The 20,406-nt window shown below is 54.0% G+C and carries 19 protein-coding genes; 10 read left to right on the top strand and 9 right to left on the bottom strand.

What is annotated here, in order from left to right; all coding sequences use genetic code 11:
* Positions 1 to 43 precede the first annotated feature (43 nt).
* From rny to ABD931_RS09510, 5 genes are all read right to left on the bottom strand, one after another.
* Positions 44 to 1,633 (bottom strand): ribonuclease Y, encoded by a 1,590-nt coding sequence (gene rny / locus ABD931_RS09490; RefSeq protein ID WP_345266352.1) that lies wholly within the window; start codon positions 1,631 to 1,633, stop codon positions 44 to 46.
* A 126-nt stretch (positions 1,634 to 1,759) separates the two neighbouring features.
* Entirely contained in the window at positions 1,760 to 2,047 is a 288-nt protein-coding gene (locus tag ABD931_RS09495; protein ID WP_345245991.1) for a cell division protein ZapA, read from the bottom strand.
* A gap of 47 nt (positions 2,048 to 2,094) precedes the next feature.
* Entirely contained in the window at positions 2,095 to 2,433 is a 339-nt protein-coding gene (locus ABD931_RS09500; RefSeq protein ID WP_345266354.1) for a hypothetical protein, read from the bottom strand.
* A gap of 125 nt (positions 2,434 to 2,558) precedes the next feature.
* Positions 2,559 to 4,973: a phenylalanine--tRNA ligase subunit beta gene (gene pheT / locus ABD931_RS09505; RefSeq protein ID WP_345266355.1), complete on the bottom strand. Its 2,415-nt coding sequence runs from the start codon at positions 4,971 to 4,973 to the stop codon at positions 2,559 to 2,561.
* A 54-nt stretch (positions 4,974 to 5,027) separates the two neighbouring features.
* Positions 5,028 to 5,672, bottom strand: coding sequence for a DUF1684 domain-containing protein (locus ABD931_RS09510; RefSeq protein ID WP_345266357.1), 645 nt, complete (start codon positions 5,670 to 5,672; stop codon positions 5,028 to 5,030).
* Between the two features lie 198 nt (positions 5,673 to 5,870).
* On the opposite strand from ABD931_RS09510, the gene ABD931_RS09515 reads away from it, so the two are divergent.
* The 7 genes from ABD931_RS09515 (at position 5,871) to ABD931_RS09545 (ending at position 12,002) form a co-directional block, all read left to right on the top strand.
* Entirely contained in the window at positions 5,871 to 6,260 is a 390-nt protein-coding gene (locus tag ABD931_RS09515; protein WP_345266359.1) for a sugar 3,4-ketoisomerase, read from the top strand.
* Positions 6,257 to 7,348 carry a DegT/DnrJ/EryC1/StrS family aminotransferase gene (locus ABD931_RS09520; protein ID WP_345266361.1) on the top strand — a complete coding sequence of 364 codons (1,092 nt, stop codon included), beginning with the start codon at positions 6,257 to 6,259 and terminating at the stop codon, positions 7,346 to 7,348. Before ABD931_RS09515 ends, ABD931_RS09520 begins: the two co-directional genes overlap by 4 nt.
* A 4-nt stretch (positions 7,349 to 7,352) precedes the next feature.
* Positions 7,353 to 8,294: a glycosyltransferase family 2 protein gene (locus ABD931_RS09525; RefSeq protein WP_345266363.1), complete on the top strand. Its 942-nt coding sequence runs from the start codon at positions 7,353 to 7,355 to the stop codon at positions 8,292 to 8,294.
* Between the two features lie 75 nt (positions 8,295 to 8,369).
* Positions 8,370 to 8,960 carry a riboflavin synthase gene (locus ABD931_RS09530; protein ID WP_345266365.1) on the top strand — a complete coding sequence of 197 codons (591 nt, stop codon included), beginning with the start codon at positions 8,370 to 8,372 and terminating at the stop codon, positions 8,958 to 8,960.
* 51 nt (positions 8,961 to 9,011) lie between these two features.
* Positions 9,012 to 9,788: a PASTA domain-containing protein gene (locus ABD931_RS09535; protein WP_345266367.1), complete on the top strand. Its 777-nt coding sequence runs from the start codon at positions 9,012 to 9,014 to the stop codon at positions 9,786 to 9,788.
* 17 nt (positions 9,789 to 9,805) lie between these two features.
* On the top strand, positions 9,806 to 11,635 hold the full coding sequence (locus ABD931_RS09540; RefSeq protein ID WP_345266369.1) for a T9SS type A sorting domain-containing protein: 1,830 nt from the start codon (positions 9,806 to 9,808) through the stop codon (positions 11,633 to 11,635).
* 73 nt (positions 11,636 to 11,708) lie between these two features.
* Positions 11,709 to 12,002, top strand: a complete 294-nt coding sequence (locus ABD931_RS09545; RefSeq protein WP_345266371.1) for a rhodanese-like domain-containing protein — start codon at positions 11,709 to 11,711, stop codon at positions 12,000 to 12,002.
* 42 nt (positions 12,003 to 12,044) lie between these two features.
* Here ABD931_RS09545 and miaA read toward each other — a convergent pair whose 3' ends face one another.
* Positions 12,045 to 12,938, bottom strand: a complete 894-nt coding sequence (miaA, locus tag ABD931_RS09550; RefSeq protein ID WP_345266373.1) for a tRNA (adenosine(37)-N6)-dimethylallyltransferase MiaA — start codon at positions 12,936 to 12,938, stop codon at positions 12,045 to 12,047.
* 146 nt (positions 12,939 to 13,084) lie between these two features.
* Between miaA and ABD931_RS09555 the strand changes: the two genes are divergently transcribed.
* Together ABD931_RS09555 and lysM are read left to right on the top strand one after the other, a co-directional pair.
* Positions 13,085 to 13,654 (top strand): hypothetical protein, encoded by a 570-nt coding sequence (locus ABD931_RS09555; RefSeq protein ID WP_345266375.1) that lies wholly within the window; start codon positions 13,085 to 13,087, stop codon positions 13,652 to 13,654.
* A gap of 269 nt (positions 13,655 to 13,923) precedes the next feature.
* Entirely contained in the window at positions 13,924 to 14,400 is a 477-nt protein-coding gene (gene lysM, locus ABD931_RS09560) for a peptidoglycan-binding protein LysM (protein WP_345266377.1), read from the top strand.
* A 43-nt stretch (positions 14,401 to 14,443) separates the two neighbouring features.
* On the opposite strand, the gene ABD931_RS09565 is transcribed toward lysM, so the two are convergent.
* A complete protein-coding gene (locus tag ABD931_RS09565) occupies positions 14,444 to 15,337 on the bottom strand; it encodes a DNA/RNA non-specific endonuclease (RefSeq protein ID WP_345266379.1) in 894 nt (297 codons plus the stop codon).
* Positions 15,338 to 15,429: 92 nt separating this feature from the next.
* Between ABD931_RS09565 and ABD931_RS09570 the strand changes: the two genes are divergently transcribed.
* On the top strand, positions 15,430 to 17,394 hold the full coding sequence (locus tag ABD931_RS09570) for a tetratricopeptide repeat protein (RefSeq protein ID WP_345266381.1): 1,965 nt from the start codon (positions 15,430 to 15,432) through the stop codon (positions 17,392 to 17,394).
* A gap of 75 nt (positions 17,395 to 17,469) precedes the next feature.
* On the opposite strand, the gene ABD931_RS09575 is transcribed toward ABD931_RS09570, so the two are convergent.
* Positions 17,470 to 18,144 carry a Uma2 family endonuclease gene (locus tag ABD931_RS09575; RefSeq protein ID WP_345266383.1) on the bottom strand — a complete coding sequence of 225 codons (675 nt, stop codon included), beginning with the start codon at positions 18,142 to 18,144 and terminating at the stop codon, positions 17,470 to 17,472.
* Positions 18,145 to 18,202: 58 nt separating this feature from the next.
* On the bottom strand, positions 18,203 to 20,359 hold the full coding sequence (gene scpA, locus ABD931_RS09580; protein WP_345266385.1) for a methylmalonyl-CoA mutase: 2,157 nt from the start codon (positions 20,357 to 20,359) through the stop codon (positions 18,203 to 18,205).
* Positions 20,360 to 20,406: the final 47 nt, after the last annotated feature.

The following is a 20,406-nucleotide window of genomic DNA, read 5'->3' on the forward strand; positions in this document are numbered from 1 at the left end:
TGAGCGGGGCCGCCGGGCGGCCCCGCTCAAACGTCAAACGACCTTATTTAGCGTAGGCCACCGACCGCATCTCCCGGATTACCGTTACCTTGATCTGGCCAGGGTACTGCATTTCCTTCTCGATTTTTTGCGAGATCTCAAATGACAAAGCGTTGGCGCGGTCGTCGGTTACGTGGTCGGCATCAACCATGACGCGCAGTTCGCGGCCGGCCTGAATAGCGTAGCATTTGGTCACGCCGTTGAAGTTCATTGCCAGCTCTTCCAGCTCCTTCAGCCGCTTGATGTACGACTCCATCATCTCCCGACGGGCCCCTGGCCGCGAGCCTGAGATGGCATCGCATACCTGCACGATGGGCGAGATCATAGTGGTCATTTCAATTTCGTCGTGGTGGGCACCGATGGCATTGCAGACTTCCGGATGTTCTTTGTATTTCTTGGCCATCTCCATGCCCAGAATGGCGTGCGGCAGTTCGGCCTCTTCATGCCATACCTTACCAATGTCGTGCAGCAGCCCGGCCCGCTTGGCGAGTTTGGCGTTGAGGCCCAGTTCGGCGGCCATGGTGGCGCATAGTTTGGCCACTTCGCGGGAGTGCTGCAGCAGGTTCTGCCCGTACGACGACCGGAAGCGCATCCGGCCCACCATCTTGATAAGTTCGGGGTGGAGGCCGTGGATACCCAGATCAATAACCGTTCGTTCGCCGATCTCCACAATCTCGTCTTCAATGTTCTTGCGGGTCTTGGCCACTACCTCCTCAATGCGGGCGGGGTGAATGCGGCCATCCTGCACCAGCCGGTGCAGCGACAGACGGGCAATTTCCCGGCGTACCGGGTCAAAGCCGGAGATAATGATGGCCTCCGGGGTATCATCTACAATGATTTCAACACCCGTAGCGGCTTCCAGCGCCCGGATATTGCGGCCTTCGCGACCGATTACTTTACCCTTGATATCATCGGATTCGATGTTGAAGACCGATACGCAGTTTTCAATGGCGTGTTCGGCAGCCGTCCGCTGAATGGTCTCGATCACGACCTTCTTGGCTTCTTTGGTAGCTGTCAGTTTGGCCTCTTCAACGATGTTTTTGACGTACGAAGACGCCCGGGATTCGGCTTCGGCTTTCAGCGCGTCGATGAGTTGTTCGCGGGCCTGTTCGGCGGTAAGGTTAGCAATTTTCTCCAGTTGTTCCACCTGCTGCGCTTTCATCCGGTCAGCTTCTTCGCGCCGTTTGTCGGCCTCCTCTTTGCGTTTGTTGGCCGCTTCGATTTGCTGATTCAGCGTGTTGCGCTGCTGTTCCAGTTCGGTTTCCCGGCGCTTGTTCTGCTCCAGCATCTGATTGAGCTGCTGTTCGCGCTGTTTCAGTTTGTTTTCGTTCTGGAGGAGTATATTTTTCTTCTGATTCGAGTCCTTTTCAAATTCGCTTTTCAGTTGCAAATACTTTTCTTTAGCTTCCAGTATCCGGTCTTTTCTAATCGTTTCGGCTTGGATTTCCGCGTTTTTAAGGATGGTAGCCGCTTTTTCTTCGGCCTCCTGTTCACGTTTGCTAAACGCTTTATATAGTAATTTTCGGCCTACGTAAATGCCGATGGCTAAGGCCAGCAGGTCCGTTAGCAGCATCAGCCAGAACGAGTTGTTCATGGATCATATATCGTTTGGGTTGAACAATAAAACATGTACAACCTGCCGATACAGCGTGTATGGAAAGAACCGGGACGAAAAGATGAATGCGCGGCTGCAATAGCCGGCTCTCGTAGTAAATGCGGGTTAGGCCGATAAGGTCGGTGTTATGGTTTGGTCCAGTTGAGTCATTTTGTCAAACACCATTTTTTGTAATCGTCGTGTTTGTTCGTCTCCTTTGAGCCGGGCTACCAGACAGTCGAGAGCAATCATGGCCAGAATATCCTGGGTGTCTTTGACGCCCAGATCCCGATATTTCTGTATCTGCTCCCGAATGAGTTTACCGGCTTCCCGCAGAAATATCTCTTCGTCGGGAAGCGTCTTTATTCCGTACTCTCTGTCGGCAACTTTGATGCGGATAGAAAGTTTCTCCATCGCTTCAGCCGGCCTCGCTGACAAATGTCGCGGAGCCTTAATTTGGTTTATGACAAGCTACTCAAATGAGCAATACACCGGTCTATCTCCCGTATATACTCGTCGAGCTTTTGTTTAATCTCGGCACTATTGACTGTATCAGTCAGATTGTTTTGTACAATCTTACCAAAATCTTTTGGTTTTAAAAAGATTTGTGGTGATTCTCCTGCTTTTTTTTGTAACTGTTTAAGTTGAGCCTGTTGCTCCTGTATCTTCTCCTCCAGAGCCGCTTTATCCAGTTCCAACTGCGTAATGCGTCGCCGGGCGTCGGCATTGATGCCCACCAGCAGATTGACCTTCCGTTCCAGGTCATCCATCAACGCAAATAATTGAAACTCACTAAGCATAGTGTACGGTAGGTGAAGGAGAACTTTAAGTTGGTTTGAGGTATGAGACGGACGGCCGCTGCTGTTTGAAGTTGCTTCGCAGGGGCAACCGCCGGGTGGCCGCGCACAAACTTCAAACCTCAAACTCATTTCCGAATGACCGCGCCTAAGTCGCGCTCAAAAGCACTCATCAGTCGCTGCATGGTTTTGTCGATAACCGTGTCGTTGAGCGTCTGCGCCGGGTCCTGCAGGATAAAACTGACAGAATAGGATCTTTTGCCTGCCCCCAGGTTTTCGCCTTCGTATACGTCAAAAACATTGACTGCTCGCAATAACTTCCGCTCAGTCTGATTGGCCAGGCGGTTGATCTGCTCAAAGGTAACGGCCTTATCCAGCACCAGCGACAGGTCTCGGCGGACTTCCGGAAAACGCGATACTTCTTCATAAACCACCTTGCTGCTATACTGCCGCACCAGTGCCTTCCAGTCGAAATCGGCGTAGAAGACCGGCTGCTTCAGGTCAACCAGTTTCGTCAGTTTCGGATTAACCAGGCCCAGACTCACAATCGGCTTTTTGTTGACCAGATAGGTCAGGCCGTACTGGAACAGCGTGGTATCGGCCGGCTGCGTGTCGTAGCTGCGAACGCGCATCGTGTTCAGCACCCGTTGCACGGCGGCCGCCAGGTCGTGGTAAGTAACGGCGGTTCCTTTCTGCTGCCAGCTTTCAGCCTCTTTGTTGCCGGTAAGCGTGAGGCTGAAACGCATGTTTTCAATATACTTACCTTCCCGCTTATGATACACCTTGCCGAACTCGAAAATCCGGAGGTCTTTCTGCCGGCGGTTCAGGTTGTACACCATCGTCTCCAGTGCCGAAAACAGCAGTGTTTGCCGCATCACCGACAAGTCTTCACTGAGCGGGTTGAGCAGTACCACATCTTCACCCGGTAATCCGTTCCGGATGGCTTCGTGATAAGCCGGGCGGGTCATGGAGTTGGTAACCGTTTCGTAAAAGCCGTTGGTCGCCAGCAACTGCCCGATGCGGAACTGCAACTGATCGGGATCGGTCTCCGGGAACTCCGACAATGATTCGGCCCCCAGATGCGCCGACAGTGGTACGTTGTCGACCCCGTAAATCCGCAAAATTTCCTCAATCACATCAGCCTCGCGGGTAACATCTACCCGGTAAGGCGGCACCAGCGCGGTAAACCCTTCGTCGGTGGCTTCACTGATCCGAATATCCAGCGATTCCAGGATGCGGTGAATCTCGGCGCGGTCGATGCGGATACCGATAAGCCGGTCAACGTTCAGGTAACGAACCGGAATGGTAAAGTCGGCAATTGGCTGCGGGTAAATATCGACAATATCGGAGCTGATTACGCCACCGGCTACCTCCTGAATAAGCAGGGCAGCCCGTTTCAGAGCAAACGGCGGCATATTGGGGTCGGTCCCCCGCTCAAAGCGGAAGGAGGCATCAGTCTTTAGCCCGTGATACTGCGAGGTCTTCCGAACCGAAGCCGGCGAGAAGTATGCCGATTCCAGAAAGATGCTGGTTGTTGCTTCCGAAACGCCCGACTGCTGACCACCAAATACGCCGGCAATGCACATTGGCCCTTCGGCATGGCAGATCATCAGGTCGGTTGCCGACAGCTTCCGCTCCACGCCGTCCAGCGTAACGAATGTAGTGTCGGCCGGTAAGGTTTTAACGATTACCTGATTTCCCTGAATCTGGTCTGCATCGAAGGCGTGCAGGGGTTGCCCGAGTTCGTGGTTGACGTAATTGGTCACATCCACCACATTATTAATGGGAGTGAGGCCAATAGCCAGCAGCCGCTGTTTCAGCCAGTCAGGGGATTCTCTGACGGTCAGGCCGCTGAGGGTTAGGCCACAATACCGGGGGCAGGCCTCGGTATCCTCAACCCGCAGATCCAGCGACAGATTTGTGTTCTGCACCTGAAAAGCATCGACCGACGGCCAGGTGAGCGGCCGGTTCAGCACGGCTTTCAGGTCGCGGGCCACGCCGAGGTGCGAGGCTGCATCGGCCCGGTTGGGCGTCAGACCAATGGTAATCCGGTAATCGGGTTCGAGGTTGAAATAGCGGGCAGCCGGCGTACCATTGGGCAGATCGGTTGTCAGCACCATAATGCCCGCGTGGGAGGTACCCAGACCAATTTCGTCTTCGGCGCAGATCATCCCTTCAGAAGCCGCTCCGCGAATCTTCGCCTTTTTGATAACAAACGGTTCGCCACTGCTTGGGTGCAGCGTAGCGCCTACCAGAGCTACCACCACGCGTTGCCCGGCGGCCACGTTGGGCGCTCCGCAGACAATGTGCAGCGGCTGCCCGGTACCCACGTCAACGGTGGTCAGGCTGAGCTTGTCGGCGTCGGGGTGGCGTTCGCAGGTGAGCACTTCACCGATTACCACGCCTTCCAGTCCGCCCGGTACCGATTCTATTTTTTCAATTCCCTCAACTTCAAGACCGGTTGCCGTTAGTCGTTTGCCAACTTCGTCCGGCAATTCGGATAATTCAATAAACTGAGTAAGCCATTTATAAGAAATTTCCATACGGCGGCAAAGCAAATAAAAGACAAAGGTAATACGTCGTTGGTCGATTACCCACTAATGACTATCCACATATTTCTCTCCGGCCCGGATTGCCACCGGTAGTGTATTCTCGGCGGGGGGGAGCGGGCAGGCATAGTCAGGATTATACGCGCAGTAGGGGTTATACGCTGCGTTGAAGTCCAGCACGACCCGGTTGTTATTGATTTCCTTCGGCTCCACATCCAGGTAGCGCCCACCACCGTAGGTTTCTTTGCCGGAGGTGGCATCCCGGAACAGGATTGAGAGGTTTCCGTCGTGCTGCAGCATCAGCAGCCGGTGTACCGAGCCCTCCAGACTAAAGGCTACATGGGCGTATTTGGTATACACCTCTTCGCTGCCGTCTGTCATCCGGATGATCAGCTTCTGGGATTTATCGGCGAACGGCTCCACCCGCGCCGATACGCGATAGGTGAGGTCGGGCGCGTAGTAGGTCAGGCCATTGAATGCCGCTTTATCGGACAGGGGCGAGGCCGAATTGGTACGGAAGTACTCATCTTTTTTCTGTCGTTCCTCCGTCACCTGCCGGCGGTAGGACTCAGGATCAATTCGTTCGGAGCCGTTGCCGGACGAGCCTGAGCCCCCCCCATCGAAGAAAATGAAGTATAAGACAACCAGCACCGTAAGCAGTAATCCAATCTGAAAAATTCTGTTGCGAAACATAGGCTAAACAGGGTAAAAAAAATCAGGTATTTTTTATTAATATGTAAAAGATTCTGACCGGGCTAAACCTTTCAGAAAAAATGACTTTTTTTGTTCATTCTCTCAATCAGTAAATGGGTCAATATTACTTGATCGGTGACAAATATCCATTCTTGCATCAACATTTAAGGGTTTGAGAATATTCTTTACTTTGTTTGTATGGCTAAATTGCTGGAACTAAAGACGTTTTCCTCTGAATCGGGATCTTTAACGGTCTTTGAGAATACCATTCCTGGTACTATACAACGAGCTTTCTACATCTACGGGGCCGAGCATGCAACCCGCGCGGGCCACCGCCACCGCAAGGCGTGGAATGCGTTGATGTGCCTGGCGGGTAGCTGCCGGGTGTACTCGAATGATGGAGTACGGGAACAAACCTTTGTCCTTGATAACCCCAGTACCTGTCTGGTGCTGGAGCCCAAAGACTGGCATATCATGGATAGTTTCACCGAAAACGCCATTCTGCTCGTCCTTTCCAACGAACGTTATGATAAAGCCGATTATATCTATGAGCCTTATCCCAATTCGCAACTGGCTACGTCGCTATGATCCCTTTTCTGGATCTGGGAGCCGTCAATTCGCCCCATGCTGAGCGGATCGCGCAGGCCGTTCAACGAGTCATTCAGTCGGGATGGTATATTTTAGGAAACGAGGTGACCGGGTTTGAAGCGGCTTTTGCCCGGTATTGCGGTACCCGGCATTGCATCGGGGTTGCCAACGGACTGGATGCGCTGACGCTCGTGCTCAAAGCCTGGGACTTTCCGCCTGCCAGTGAGGTGATCGTGCCCGCCAATACCTATATTGCCTCGGTCCTGGCCGTTACCCATGCCGGCCTGAGTCCGGTATTTGTAGAGCCTGACCCGACAACGTATGTGTTTGACCCTAAAACTATAGAAGCTGTGCTGACTGCCCGGACGCGGGCCATTTTGCCGGTCCATCTCTACGGCCGGTGCTGCGATATGGAGCCGATCACGGCCATGGCCCGCCGGTACGGTCTGAAGGTGCTGGAAGATGCCGCCCAGGCGCAGGGGGCTGTATACCGGACCCAGAAAGCCGGTAATCTGGGGGATGCCGCCGGATTCAGCTTCTACCCCAGCAAAAACCTGGGGGCTATGGGTGATGCCGGAGCCATTACAACCAACGATGATACCCTGGCCGAGCGGCTCCGCTACCTCCGGAATTATGGCTCCGGTCAGAAATACCGCAACGCTTACGTCGGCTTCAACAGCCGGCTCGATGAGGTGCAGGCCGCCATATTATCGGCTAAACTGCCTTATCTGGATGCCGAAAACGCCCGACGGCGGCAGTTGGCTGGCCGCTATCTGGCCGGTATCACCCATCCCGATGTGCTGTTACCGCCGGCTGATGGGGTTATTGACGATGTCTGGCACCTGTTTGTTATACGGCACCCGCAGCGTGATGCATTCCGGAACTACCTGCACGAGCGGAGTATTGGTACCGATACGCATTATCCGGTGGCTCCCTATAAGCAGCCGGCCTATGCCGCCTACGCCCACCTGTCGTTACCCATTTCAGACCAATTGCATCGAGAGGTCGTGAGCCTGCCCCTGAACACGGCCTTAACGGATACGCAGGTCCAATACATCATTGACACCATCAACGGGTATGCTGCCTGAGGTCATGAAACTGAGCATTGTCATCCCGGTATTCAACAGCGAAAAAACGCTGGCTCCGCTGGTGGCCCGGTTGCAGGGTTGCCTGAGCGGAGATGCCTTCGAGATTGTGCTGGTCAACGACGGCAGCCGCGACCGCTCCGAAGCCGTCTGTATGGATATGGCCCACCGCTACGCCAATGTGCAGTTTATTGGCCTGCGCCGGAACTTCGGGGAGTTTAATGCGGTGCTGTGTGGCCTGAACTACGTAAGCGGGCAGTATATCGTTATTATCGACGATGATTTTCAGAATCCGCCCGAGGCTATTCTGACGCTGGTTGATGCGGCCGATGCGGGTGGGTATGATGTAGTATATAGCCGGTACGCCCGCAAGCAGCATGCCTGGTTCCGGAATGCCGGCAGCCGGCTGCTCAACAGGCTGGCTACGCACCTGATTGGTAAACCAGACGAACTGTACCTGTCTAGTTTTAAGCTGATCCGGTATGAGGTAGTACAGGAGATCATCCGGTATACGGGGCCGTATCCGTATATCGACGGGCTGATTTTCCGGGCTACCCGAAACGTCGGCAGCGTAGAAGTGCCCCACCATCCCCGACAGGAGGGGCAGTCCAATTATACCCTCAAAAAGCTGATTTCGCTGTTTCTGAACGTGCTGATTGGCTATTCTGTATGGCCACTGCGCGTTTTTACGCTCGTAGGAGCCGGTTTGTTTCTGTTAGGTATACTGGTGGGTTTCGGCTTGCTGATTAGCTCAGCGGCCGGCTGGTTTTCGGTGCGGGGGTGGTATATTGTGGCTTGGGCCGTATTTTTGCTGGCCGGCCTGCAACTGCTGTTTCTGGGAATGCTGAGCGAGTACCTCGGTAAACTGTTTATGATGCAGAGCGGGCTGCCACCGTATGTGGTGAAGCACGAGATGGTGAGGAAGTCTTCCGTCGGCAGCAGGCAGTAGGCAGAATGAACGGCAGAAAAGGATTGTCTGTTGTTGCGGAAAGGGGCAGCCCTTCTGGTTTATAGGAATACGTATATGTTTACAGGAATTGTAGAAGCGGTGGGAACGGTGCAGCATATAGAGTCGGAAGGTACTAACCTTACCTTTCATATTGCGTCGCCCATAACGCATGAGTTGAAGGTTGACCAGAGCGTCAGCCATAATGGAGTTTGCCTGACGGTTACAGCCGTCGACGGTGAGATCTACACGGTTACAGCGGTCGACGAAACGCTGAAGAAAACGAATCTGGGGCGGCTACAGCCTGGTAGCCTGGTGAACCTGGAGCGGTGTATGCCGGCCAATGGGCGTTTTGACGGCCATATCGTGCAGGGGCATGTCGATCAGACGGGTGTTTGTACCCAGGTTCAGGACCAGACCGGAAGCTGGCTGTTCGATTTCGAATACGACCCGAAGGCCGGCAATATCACCGTCGAAAAAGGGTCTATCTGCATCAATGGTGTAAGCCTGACCGTGTTCGACTCCCGGCCGACCGGCTTTCGGGTGACGATTATCCCGTACACCTACGAGCATACGACCTTCCGCGATTTGCAGGCCGGCGATCAGGTGAATCTGGAATTTGATATAGTAGGGAAGTACATCAAAAAAATGCTGGAGCAATACCGCTGAGCGCCCCTACTGCGTTAATAGTATAGCTTTACATGGAGACATTGCTACCGAATGGCAAATATAAGCACCCGTAGAGCCAGCGATCTGCTGACTCATATCGGCATTGTTCTGGCGCTGCTGGCCGTACTTTTTCTGGGATTTTTCTTTGTCTATCTTCCATTTACGACCAATCACGGCCAAACCATCACCGTACCGGAACTATCGGGTCTGAGTGTCGATGAACTGAAGGCGCTGCTGAACGACCGTGATCTGCGCTACGAAGTCAGTGACTGCACCTATGTAGCCGGCATGGAACCGCTGACGGTATACACGCAGTATCCCCGCCCCGGTGCCAAGGTTAAAGAAGGTCGTAAGATTTATGTGACCGTTACCAAGCTGACCGCCCCTATGGTGCCGATGCCGAAACTGGTCGACCTGACCAAGCGCAGCGCGGAACTGGCTCTGCGGTCGAACGGGCTTGATCTGGGCACGATCAGCTACAAGCCCGATCTGGCGAAGAACTCGGTGCTTCAGCAGTTGTACAACGGCCAGGAGGTCGGCCCCGGTACACCCGTTCCGAAAGGAGCGAAAATAGATCTGGTACTCGGCGACGGCCTCGGCAATACCACGTTTGAGGTGCCAAACGTTATAGGTAAGCCACTCGACGAAGCCCGGCTCATTATCAAAGGGTCTAATCTCCAGATCGGGGCGGTCATTTCCGTAGACGATCCCGATAAAGAAGTGGGAACGGTGGTCCGGCAGAAACCGGAACCCCGGCCCGGTGACCGCATCCGCGTTGGTGAAACCGTTGACTTATGGGTTGTCGGGCCGATTGAAAACGAACAATGAGCAGGCTGTCGCCACCTATGTTGATACTTTTTCCGTTTGGTCCACCGTATAAACGCCTTGCCGGACGGCTGAGCCGGCAGGGTATGCTTTGTGGCGGACTGCTGTTTCTGTTCCTGGCCGCCACAGCCCCGCCGGCATGGAGTCAGCAGCCGCTCAGCCTGCCATTTTTTGACGACTTTTCAACATCGCCCAACGGACCCGATCCGGCGCGGTGGGTGCCGGGCAGTGGCGTTTACATCAACAATACAATGCCGATCAATCACCCGTCGGTTAACGTGGCTACGTTCGACGGGCTTAACGCCAGCGGCCGGCCGTATAACTTCAACAGGGTGCCCATTGCCGCTAACGGCCCCACAGATACCCTGATGTCGCGGCCTATCAACCTTGGCGGCTATACCCCGGCCGATTCGGTGTACCTGAGCTTCTACTGGCAACGCAAAGGATTGGGCGAACTCCCCGACGTTGAAGATTCGCTCCGCCTGCAGTTTCGGGGGAGCGACGGACAGTGGCGCACCGTCTGGAAAGAAAGCGGGGGCATACTGAACAACAACTTTACCCAAACGCTGGTGGCCGTTACCGATCTGAGGTATTTACACGCCGGTTTTCAGTTCCGCTTTCAGTCTTTCGATCGCCAGGTCGGAGCGTTTGACTCCTGGCATCTCGACTATATTTACCTGAACCGGAGCCGGTCGCGGTTCGACCGGTATATCAGGGATATTGCGACCCGGCAGGCGGTAAGTTCGTACCTGAAGCGATACACGGCCATGCCACTGCGCCAGTACCTGGCTAACCCGGCTGCCGAAACCGCCGACTCGGTCACGACCGACATCAACAACCTGTTCAACAACTTCAATTTTACGACTTTCCGCTTCCGTGTCCGGGAACTGGTAACCGGCCGTACTATACAGGACGAACCGCAGCCCCTGTCGGTGCTGATTCCCTCGCTGAGTTCACAGGCTAAGCGCATTCGCCCGGCTCCGCTGACCGGGGTACCCGCTACCGGCCGGGCGGTATTGCGGTATACCTTCGACGTGCTGACCACCGACGATCAGAATCCGTCGATTCCAACCATTAATTTGCGTATGAACGACACCATCTCCGGGCAGGTTGTGCTGGACAACTACTATGCGTACGATGATGGATCAGCCGAAATCGGTATTCAGACAAACCAGCGGCAGGCGCGGGTGGCTATGCGGTTTGTTGCCAACGAGCCGGACGCGGTCACCGGCGTTCGCCTGTGTTTTCTGCCGTACCAGACCGACCAGACGGGTCAGTTGTTTGCCCTCAGCGTATACGCAAACGAGCGGGGTGCGCCGGGTAGCCGGGCGCTTTACCAGAAAGCCTTTACGGTAAAATACCCTACTGTTCGTAATGGGTTTGTTGATTTTACGTTTGATAATGCCGTAGCGGTAAAAGATACATTTTACATTATTTTTACGCAGGTAAACGATACACCCATACCCATCGGCTTTGACCGCAACAGTCCGTTTGGTGGTCAGGTGCTGGTTAATCTGAGCAGCCGATGGGAGGCCTATTCCGAAATCCGGGGAGTGCCGATGATACGTCCGGTGATGGGTGGTACGGCCAGCCTGGTTGTAACCGGTCGCGACGAGCCGCCTGTTTCGATGCAGGTGTACCCGAACCCGACAGCCGGCGCTATTCGGTGGGATACCGACACAATCAGCAGCCTGGATGTGCTGGATCTGAGCGGTCGCCTGCTCCACAGCATCCCAACCGCGTCTGGCCGCCGAACCGCCGATCTGGGTCACCTCAACAGTGGCTTTTACCTCCTTCGGCTCTCGGATGGGCAGCGGACGGTCGTCCAGAAATTAGTTATTCAGAAATAGTTTGTAGTTTGAGGTTTGTAGGCGTAGCAACTACAGACTCCAAACCTCAAACCTCAAACCTTAAACTTCAAACATGGACATTACAGTACAGGAGCTGAAAGACCGGCTCGACCAGGGAGAAAAAGTGCATTTGATTGATGTACGGGAGCCTAATGAATATGCCGACGATAATCTCGGGGGCGAGCTGATTCCGCTCGGTGAGTTGCCCTACCGGATGGATGAACTGGATGGCCTTCAGGATGAAGAAATTGTTGTGCATTGCCGCTCAGGTGCCCGGAGTGCCCGCGCCCAGCAAATTCTGGAAGAGAACGGCTTCAACAACGTCCGCAACCTCACCGGCGGCATCCTGGCCTACCGGGCGATTTAGGAGTTAAGAGTTAAGAATTAAGGAGCGGGCGCCAGCTAACTCTTAACTCTTAACTAATTGAAGAATGCCGGCGAGGTCATCGGCAGCGAACCACTGGTAGTTGCCCTGGTGCCGAAACCAGGTAAGCTGGCGTTTGGCGTAGCGTCGGGAGTTGCGCTTGAGCAGGCGTACCATTTCGTTGTAGTCATAGGCACCATCCAGGTAGCCGAATACTTCTTTGTAGCCTACCGTTTGTAAGGCATTATGGTGGCGGTAGGGCAGCAGGGCGCGGGCTTCCTCGACGAGCCCGGCGTCCAGCATGGCGTCCATGCGCTGATCGATACGGGCGTATAGCTCGTCGCGGGGGCGTTCGAGCGCCACCAGCCGCGATTGGAAGGGGCGTTCGGCGGTTTGCTGCCGCCGGAACGATGAGAATGGCTGCCCCGTTGCCAGGCACACTTCCAGCGCCCGGATTACGCGTTGCGTGTTTTGCAGGTCGGCTGTTTGCGCGTATAGCGGGTCCAGCCGGCGCAGTTCATCCTGTAAGGGAGTCGGCCCCTCCGTAACAAGCCGCTGCTCAAGCTCCTCACGGAACGAAGGGTCAATTTGCGGAATATCGTCCAGACCAACGCATAGGGCGTGGATATACAGGCCGGTACCCCCGGATAAAATCACGATGTCTTTTTCCAGAAACAGATTACGCAGCAGGGCCATGGCTTCCCGCTCATAATCGCCGGCACTAACCTGCTCCGCCATGGAATGTGAATTGATGAAATAATGCACTACACCATCCATCTCGGCCGGTGTGGGTTTAGCGGTGCCAATGGTCAACTCACGGTAGAGCTGGCGGGAGTCGGCCGAGACAACATCGGTTTGTAACGCCTTTGCCAGACGAACACACAGGGTCGTTTTGCCCACGGCGGTAGGGCCGGCAATGACCAGCAGGGTTTTTTCCATATCCCGTTGTTATGGCAGGCAAAGTTAAATAAAGACAAGGATAGGCGCTAAGGCCGACAGGCTGTAAACGATTTGAGAAGTGGGAATGGAGATTTCGGGCTGGCTTTTTGATTTCTATTTCTATATTTGGAAAACCAATATGGGCAATGCCACTAAACGTATTTTGGGGTGGACTGGTAGTATTGTTGCTGTTAACAAACCCTGGGAAGGCACAGGACACCTACGCCTATCGGTCTGTCGATTATAAAGATACGCTGCGTTACTATACCTATTCGTTTGTCATAACCGCCGGGGGGAGTGGTCCAATCCGGGATCTCAACATTCGGGCTTATCGGGGTGTGGTTTTACTGACAAATATCTGGATTGAAACAGACGGTATTGTGGTTGATGCCGAGATAGCGGACCTGGATAACAACCGCTTTCCGGAGTTGTACATATACACGACCAGTTACGGCAGCGGTTCGTTCGGCAACGTGTATGGCTGGCAGTTTCTGGCTAGTAACAAAGGCGACATTTTTCCGGTCAACTGGGAGAGTATTGCCGTCAATGGCTATATGGGCCACGATAGCATCTGGGTACAAAAGCCGTATCTCTTCCGCAAGTTTCCTATCTACCTTCCCGGCGACAGCAATGCCGAACCAACCGGCGGCAGCCGGACCCTCCGTTACCGGCTCCAGAAAATGGATGAAGATTACGTGTTGATCGCTGTTCCATAGTCACTTCCTTATTGGAAGCATAGGAGTATGCCTAACCGATTGGCAATGCCTATGTTTAATAATAATTTAATTGTAATATAAAAGGAATGGGCTGGTTTGAGACCGGTCGAAAAGGCTACCTGCCTGTGCTGGATACAATGTTTTAGGGGTTTGGTCTGATACTTACAATAGGATAGGCTAACAATAGCCGCCCGGCCCGGTTGTATGTTTCAATTGAATTTTCTTGATTGCTATCCATTTTCTTCATGTATCTTTAAACCAATGCAATTATGGGTCTTCTTACGTTTCTAAAAGGAGTCGGTGAAAAAGTTATGAATAAAGAGCCGCAGGCCCCCGCCAATGATCCGGCAAAATCGGCTGAGGTGGAGCCGCTACGGGCAGGCGCTTTGCTGAACCACGTCAAACAACTGGGCCTGCGCTACAACAAACTGACGGTAAAAACAGCCGGTGATACGGTAGTGCTTGAAGGCGAGGTACAGTCGCACGAAGATGCCGAAAAGATTGCGCTTGCCGTGGGTAACGTCGATGGGGTAGCAACCGTAGACAACCGGCTGACAGTAGCTGAGCCGCAGCAGCCGCAGGCTCAGTTCCATACGGTAGAAAGCGGTGATACGCTGTCTAAAATCTCCAAGAAATACTACGGCGACCCCATGAAGTATGGTGTCATCTTTGAAGCCAACAAACCCATGCTTAAAAACCCTGACCTCATCTACCCCGGTCAGGTCCTGCGGATACCGCAGTTGTAACCTAAAGCAGAAGCGGGATGCCGGCCGGCATCCCGCTTCTGCTTTAGATACTCCCATCCACCCTCGCTTCAATGACCCGCTGCACCTCTACGGGTACATTCGCAAGAAAATCGTAAGTGGTCAGGCGTTCCAGTTCGTCGACGCTCACCAGGTAGCTGCGCCAGGGTTTATCAGCGGCCGTCTGTGTGTTGGGGATGTTAACGGCGATAATGCGGGTATTGGTCGATACCCGCTGGGCATCATCGGAGCCGGTGGGTAGGACCACAATGATCTTCCAAAGCGAGGCCGGTACGGTAATTTTGCCGTTGGCGATAGCCGTTTGCGGGCCGTTGGCTCCTGTTCCGCCCGTGCCGAGTGTGCCCGCCATCACGTATACTTCGTTGTTGCCGGTCAGTAAGGTGCGCGTATAATCCTCCAGGTTTTTCCAGACTTCGCGGTTATGCCGGGGAGCCTGCGGTACAATATTCGTCATCAGAAACGTCAGACTATTGTCTTCCTGTGAGCCGTCGCGGTCGTCGGAAGGGCAGAGGTGGCCCCGGTCAAAGCCGGTATTGGTGTAATCGGATGTTTTAGCGGCATACCAGCCGGAGGGCATAGCGGGGTCGGCTCGGAAATCATTGCTGCGGGTGCCGCTTCCCTTCCAGGCTTCGCTGAGGTGCCAGCTTACCCAGTTGGCAATGCCCCGGCTGCGGTTATATGATAGCACATAACCGGGCTTCACCATCAGGTAATTGTCGGGATCACTGGTTGATGCGCGGCTGGGATTGCCCAGGGCCAGATTGTCATCGCGGGTCGGTTGGGTAGAGGAGGTACCCGTACTGGTGCTGGGCGGGCGGGTGGCCGGGCCGGGTAAACAACTATATAACCAGCCGGACAGCACGAGTACGCTGACAATTGCGTAAGAATGCGTAAATTTGTTGATGACTCTCGTTACCATAGCAAAAAGATTAACAGAAAGATAAACTCTGAACCCGGAATATTCGGAAGGGTTCACAAATCTTGCAGAAAGAACGGATAGTACTGGTTTTTATGTCTAAAAAAAAGCAACTCCCCAAAACGGCTAAACCTGCTCCCAACTCGTCCTCTACGGGTGTGCCGACAGTCTCCCGACCTGCCGGTGTTCGTACCGCCCCGGTTCGGCCCCAGCCTACTGCCACCAAAGCGGCTGCCCCGCCTTCGGAGCCCGACCTGCCGATAGAAACCCGGCCGGTTTCCTGGTGGCCCTCGGCAATTCTGGCCGTTGTCGCATTTGCTTTATACATCAACACATTCGGACACGGCTACGTACTGGACGATATTGCGGCTATCAGCCAGAACCTGTTCGTACAGAAAGGGCTGGAGGGTATTCCCGATCTGTGGAAAGTAGAGTTCTGGCACTTCAGTAACATTTCTCTCGGATACTACCGGCCGCTGTCGCTGATTACCTTCGCCATTGAGCAGGAGTATTTTAAAAATGACCCTTCAATCAGCCACATCGTCAATGCGGTGCTGTATGGCTTAACCGGGCTGGTTTTAGGTATTTTGCTGCAAAAATGGCTGTCGGGCAGAACCATTATGGCGTTTATGATCGGCCTGTTGTTCATTGCCCATCCGATTCATACCGAGGTGGTAGCCAATATCAAGAGCCGAGACGAAATTATGAGTTTTCTGTTTATTATTTCTATGCTGCTGATGTACTGGCGGTATCTGGAAACAGATAAACCCATCTGGATAACGGCCGCTTCGGTCACGCTCTACCTGGCCTTCCTGTCTAAAGAAACATCCATTGTGAGTCTGGCGCTGCTGCCGGCCATGCAGTATTATTTTGCCAAGCGGAGTGTCTGGCGGTCGCTGCTGAGCCTGTGGCCGTTCCTGCTGGTGGCGGCTGTGTTCTTTTTCCAGAAGAAGATGATGATTGGCACGCTGAGCGGCAATCCGCCGATGGACTGGGCCAATTATCCCTATGCCATGACCAAAACGCAGGTGCCTACCACCTTTAAATTCCTGCTGTACTACATTCGGCTGCTGGTATTTCCGCACCCACTGGTGTACGATTACTCCTACAATGTAATCCCACCCGAAAAATCGGGGGTTATGGTATTGACCGGCTTTCTCACCTTTCTCGTATTAGTCTGGCTCGCCTGGATTGGTTTTCGTCGGCGCACCCTATGGGGCTTCGGGCTGTACTGGTTTTTTGTGACTATGGTACCGGCCCTGGGCTTTATCTTCTCACGGGGTGGTATCCTGGCCGAACGTTTTCTGTATGCGCCTACCCTGGCGTTTGCCATTATTTTTGTCTGGGCGCTGAAAAAGTTGTTTGACCGCCTGCAGAGTACCCAAACAGACACGCCCCGGCCGGCGCTGGTGCGGTATGCGCCCATGCTGGCGCTGGTGGTGGTGGTATTTGGTTTGTATTCGTTTAAAACGGTGGACCGGAATAAAGCCTGGAAAGATAATTTTACCTTATTTAACACAGACCTGCTGAATGCCCCGAAAAGCTGCCAGGTGCAGCGGCACGTTGCCAACGAGTGGATTGATAAGGGTGTAAAAACACGGGCCAAAGCAGATTCTACAGGTATGGTGCTGCGTACCCGGACCAAGGCAGACTCCATTCAGAAGGCGCAGGCGGCTTACACCGTTTTTGATAAAGATGCCGGTAAGTACGCCCGGCTGGCCCTGAATCACCTGCAGGAGTCGTGCCGGATCTACCCGAACTTTGGCGAGGCTTATTTCTCGATGGCCTACGTTTTTCAGAAGATTACCCCCAATCGGGATTCGGCCGTGTATTATTACAAGCAGACAATCCGGGCGGCCAATAACTATGCCCCGGCTTATAACAATTTGGGTGTGATTTATCAGAATGAGGGGAAGTACCAACTGGCGTCGTATTACTACAACCAGTCGATGCTTGTGAACCCCGCCTACGCCGATGGCCGCAACAACTGGGAGTTGCTGAAAAAAGCTACCGGTCTGGACGTAAAAGTGCTGCCGGATAGTGTACTAACCAAAAACTAAAGAGTACTCTCCTGAAACGGCAACGCGCCACCAGTTTAGACGGGTGGCGCGTTGCCGTTTGTAAAGAAGTAGAGTTTACCGGTTCAGTAGTTCCTGCAAAACGGTCAGGTTGACTTTCCGGTCAAAAATGGCTCGCACTGGTATCTGAAACCCGGATACTGTTTTACTGATAATAGTCTCTTTAATGGTCAGCGTGGCGACTGATTCAAACGCCATAAACTCTTCGTCTAACTGGTACTGCTCAACCGTTTGGCGGGTGGGGTCAATAATCCAGTATTCTTTTACGCCATGGGCGGCATAGTCTTCAAACTTGACACCCCGGTCCCGTTCTGCTGTACTTTTGGATAACACTTCAACAACCAGGTCGGGGGCCGGATGCTCCATCTGATCATCATGAAAGGCCTCAGCGGTTTTGACATTCCAGAAACAAATGTCCGGCTCGTAGTCGTTGCGGGTCAAAGTCACAAGCGCTTTTTCAGTGTTTACTTCACCTAGCTCATGTAAATTAACAAATATCCGGAGCAGTGTCGCCAAATTATCGGTTGCATTTAAATGCCGACGTTTCGCCGGGGAATGCATAATCACCTCACCGTTGATAAATTCGGCTTTAAAATCGTCGCGCAGCCACTCCCGGAATTCTTTACGACGTTGTTCCTCGTCGTTTAGGATGGCTTGTACCCGTTCAATTATTAGTTTCGCGTCGGGAGCATCCAGCAGATCGGCAACCCGGTTCCCAATGAAGTTCGTCATGATTGGCAAATAAGCTAAAAATACGAAAAAGCCTGCTCCATCCCAAATCCGCTCCTGCCTACTGCCTACTGTCAACTGCCGACTCTTCGTTCAACTCCGGCATCAACTCCTTCAGAATCTTCTGGGCTGCCACCGAAATAACCGTGCCGGGGCCGAAAACGCCTTTCACACCGGCATCGTAGAGGTATTGGTAGTCCTGCGCGGGAATTACGCCCCCGGCAATGACCATAATATCGTCACGGCCAATGTTGCGGAGTTCCCCGATCAGTTGCGGCACCAGCGTTTTGTGCCCGGCGGCCAGGCTGGATACCCCAATGATGTGTACATCGTTTTCTGCAGCCTGCCGGGCTACCTCTTCGGGCGTCTGGAACAGCGGTCCCATATCCACATCAAAGCCCAGATCGGCAAAGCTGGTGGCAATGACCTTCGCCCCCCGGTCGTGCCCGTCCTGGCCCATTTTGGCAACCAGAATGCGCGGCCGGCGGCCTTCCAGTTCGGCAAAGCGGTCGGTCAGTTGGCGGGCGATGCGGAAGTTTTCGTCGTCGGATACCTCGGCGGAGTAGATGCCGGATACGGCCCGGATGGTGGCCTTATGCCGGCCAAAGGCTTTTTCCATAGCGTCTGAGATTTCGCCCAGCGTAGCCCGGTGTCGGGCAGCTTCAATGGCAAGAGATAATAGGTTTGACGTTGAGGTAAGGGCAGCTTCGGTAATAGCCGCTAATGCCTGTTCTACCTTCTGCTGACTCCTTTTTTCCCTGACGGCTTTTATCCGCCGGATTTGAGCCTCCCTTACAGCCTGATTGTCGACCTCCAGCAGGTCAATGGCTCGTTCAGACGAGGGTCGGTACCGATTTACACCCACAATAACGTCTTTGCCACCGTCGATCCGGGCTTGTTTGCGGGCGGCCGCTTCTTCAATGCGTAATTTCGGCAGGCCGGTTTCGATGGCCTTGGTCATGCCCCCCAACTGCTCCACTTCTTCGATGAGCGCCCAGGCTTTTTCGGCCAGTTCTTTGGTGAGCGACTCCACATAATAGGATCCCCCCCAGGGGTCGACCACGTGGGTAATGTCGGTTTCATGCTGGAGGTACAATTGGGTATTGCGGGCAATGCGGGCCGAGAAATCGGTGGGTAGGGCAATGGCTTCGTCCAGCGAGTTGGTGTGCAGGCTTTGGGTATGGCCCAGGGCGGCTGCCAGGGCCTCAACGCAGGTGCGGGTAACGTTGTTAAACGGGTCCTGCTCGGTCAGGCTATAGCCGGAAGTCTGGGAGTGGGTCCGCAAGGCGAGCGATTTGGCGTTCTTTGGCGCAAACTGCTTCACAATCTTCGACCAGAGTAACCGACCGGCCCGCATCTTGGCAATTTCCATGAAGTGATTCATGCCGATGCCCCAGAAAAACGACAGCCGGGGCGCAAAATCGTCGATGCTCATGCCTGCCCGCAAGCCGGTCCGGATGTATTCCAGTCCGTCGGCCAGCGTGTAGGCCAGCTCGATATGGGCGGGGGCGCCGGCTTCGTGCATGTGGTAGCCGCTGATGCTGATGGAATTGAATTTCGGCATGTGGCGGCTGGTAAACGCAAAAATATCGCCGATGATGCGCATGGAGGGTTCGGGCGGGTAGATGTATGTATTCCGCACCATAAACTCCTTCAGGATGTCGTTCTGAATAGTGCCGGACAGCTTTTCGGGCGGTACGCCCTGCTCCTCGGCCGCTACAATGTAAAACGCCATGATCGGGATCACGGCCCCGTTCATGGTCATTGATACCGACATCTGGTCGAGCGGAATCTGGTCGAACAGCAGCTTCATGTCCTCAACGGTATCGATAGCGACCCCGGCTTTACCCACATCGCCCACTACGCGGGGGTGGTCGGAGTCGTAGCCCCGGTGCGTCGCCAGATCAAAAGCAACGGAAAGTCCTTTCTGCCCGGCGGCCAGATTGCGCCGGTAAAAAGCATTGGATTCCTCAGCGGTTGAAAAGCCGGCATACTGGCGGATGGTCCACGGCTGCCGAATGTACATAGACGCGTAGGGTCCCCGCAGAAACGGTGGAATACCGGCGGCATAGTGCAGGTGTTCGGCTTCGTTCAGGTCGGCGGCTTCGTAATGGGGCTTGAGTTTGATGCCTTCCGCTGTTCGGTAGGGGGTAGAGGGTGCCGGCGATTCAGCCGGTGCTGGTTTAGGGGGCTGTACGTTGATGAAGTCAGGGCGCATAGTTAAGTTTCAGGTTTCATGTTTCAAGTTTCAGCCGGGCAGTTCTG

It is taken from the genome of Nibrella viscosa, assembly GCF_039541875.1.
In the GTDB taxonomy this organism is placed as follows: Bacteria; Bacteroidota; Bacteroidia; order Cytophagales; family Spirosomataceae; genus Nibrella; species Nibrella viscosa.

Bases quoted from the DNA above. Each gene is read 5' to 3' on its own strand.
- ABD931_RS09515 (WP_345266359.1), top strand. From the start codon at position 5,871: ATGGCTAAATTGCTGGAACTAAAGACGTTTTCCTCTGAATCGGGATCT.
- lysM (WP_345266377.1), top strand. From the start codon at position 13,924: ATGGGTCTTCTTACGTTTCTAAAAGGAGTCGGTGAAAAAGTTATGAAT.
- ABD931_RS09565 (WP_345266379.1), bottom strand. From the start codon at position 15,337: ATGGTAACGAGAGTCATCAACAAATTTACGCATTCTTACGCAATTGTC.
- ABD931_RS09510 (WP_345266357.1), bottom strand. From the start codon at position 5,672: ATGTTTCGCAACAGAATTTTTCAGATTGGATTACTGCTTACGGTGCTG.
- ABD931_RS09535 (WP_345266367.1), top strand. From the start codon at position 9,012: ATGGCAAATATAAGCACCCGTAGAGCCAGCGATCTGCTGACTCATATC.
- ABD931_RS09540 (WP_345266369.1), top strand. From the start codon at position 9,806: ATGTTGATACTTTTTCCGTTTGGTCCACCGTATAAACGCCTTGCCGGA.
- ABD931_RS09520 (WP_345266361.1), top strand. From the start codon at position 6,257: ATGATCCCTTTTCTGGATCTGGGAGCCGTCAATTCGCCCCATGCTGAG.
- ABD931_RS09500 (WP_345266354.1), bottom strand. From the start codon at position 2,433: ATGCTTAGTGAGTTTCAATTATTTGCGTTGATGGATGACCTGGAACGG.
- scpA (WP_345266385.1), bottom strand. From the start codon at position 20,359: ATGCGCCCTGACTTCATCAACGTACAGCCCCCTAAACCAGCACCGGCT.
- ABD931_RS09545 (WP_345266371.1), top strand. From the start codon at position 11,709: ATGGACATTACAGTACAGGAGCTGAAAGACCGGCTCGACCAGGGAGAA.
- rny (WP_345266352.1), bottom strand. From the start codon at position 1,633: ATGAACAACTCGTTCTGGCTGATGCTGCTAACGGACCTGCTGGCCTTA.
- ABD931_RS09525 (WP_345266363.1), top strand. From the start codon at position 7,353: ATGAAACTGAGCATTGTCATCCCGGTATTCAACAGCGAAAAAACGCTG.
- pheT (WP_345266355.1), bottom strand. From the start codon at position 4,973: ATGGAAATTTCTTATAAATGGCTTACTCAGTTTATTGAATTATCCGAA.
- ABD931_RS09570 (WP_345266381.1), top strand. From the start codon at position 15,430: ATGTCTAAAAAAAAGCAACTCCCCAAAACGGCTAAACCTGCTCCCAAC.
- ABD931_RS09555 (WP_345266375.1), top strand. From the start codon at position 13,085: ATGCCACTAAACGTATTTTGGGGTGGACTGGTAGTATTGTTGCTGTTA.
- ABD931_RS09530 (WP_345266365.1), top strand. From the start codon at position 8,370: ATGTTTACAGGAATTGTAGAAGCGGTGGGAACGGTGCAGCATATAGAG.
- miaA (WP_345266373.1), bottom strand. From the start codon at position 12,938: ATGGAAAAAACCCTGCTGGTCATTGCCGGCCCTACCGCCGTGGGCAAA.
- ABD931_RS09495 (WP_345245991.1), bottom strand. From the start codon at position 2,047: ATGGAGAAACTTTCTATCCGCATCAAAGTTGCCGACAGAGAGTACGGA.
- ABD931_RS09575 (WP_345266383.1), bottom strand. From the start codon at position 18,144: ATGACGAACTTCATTGGGAACCGGGTTGCCGATCTGCTGGATGCTCCC.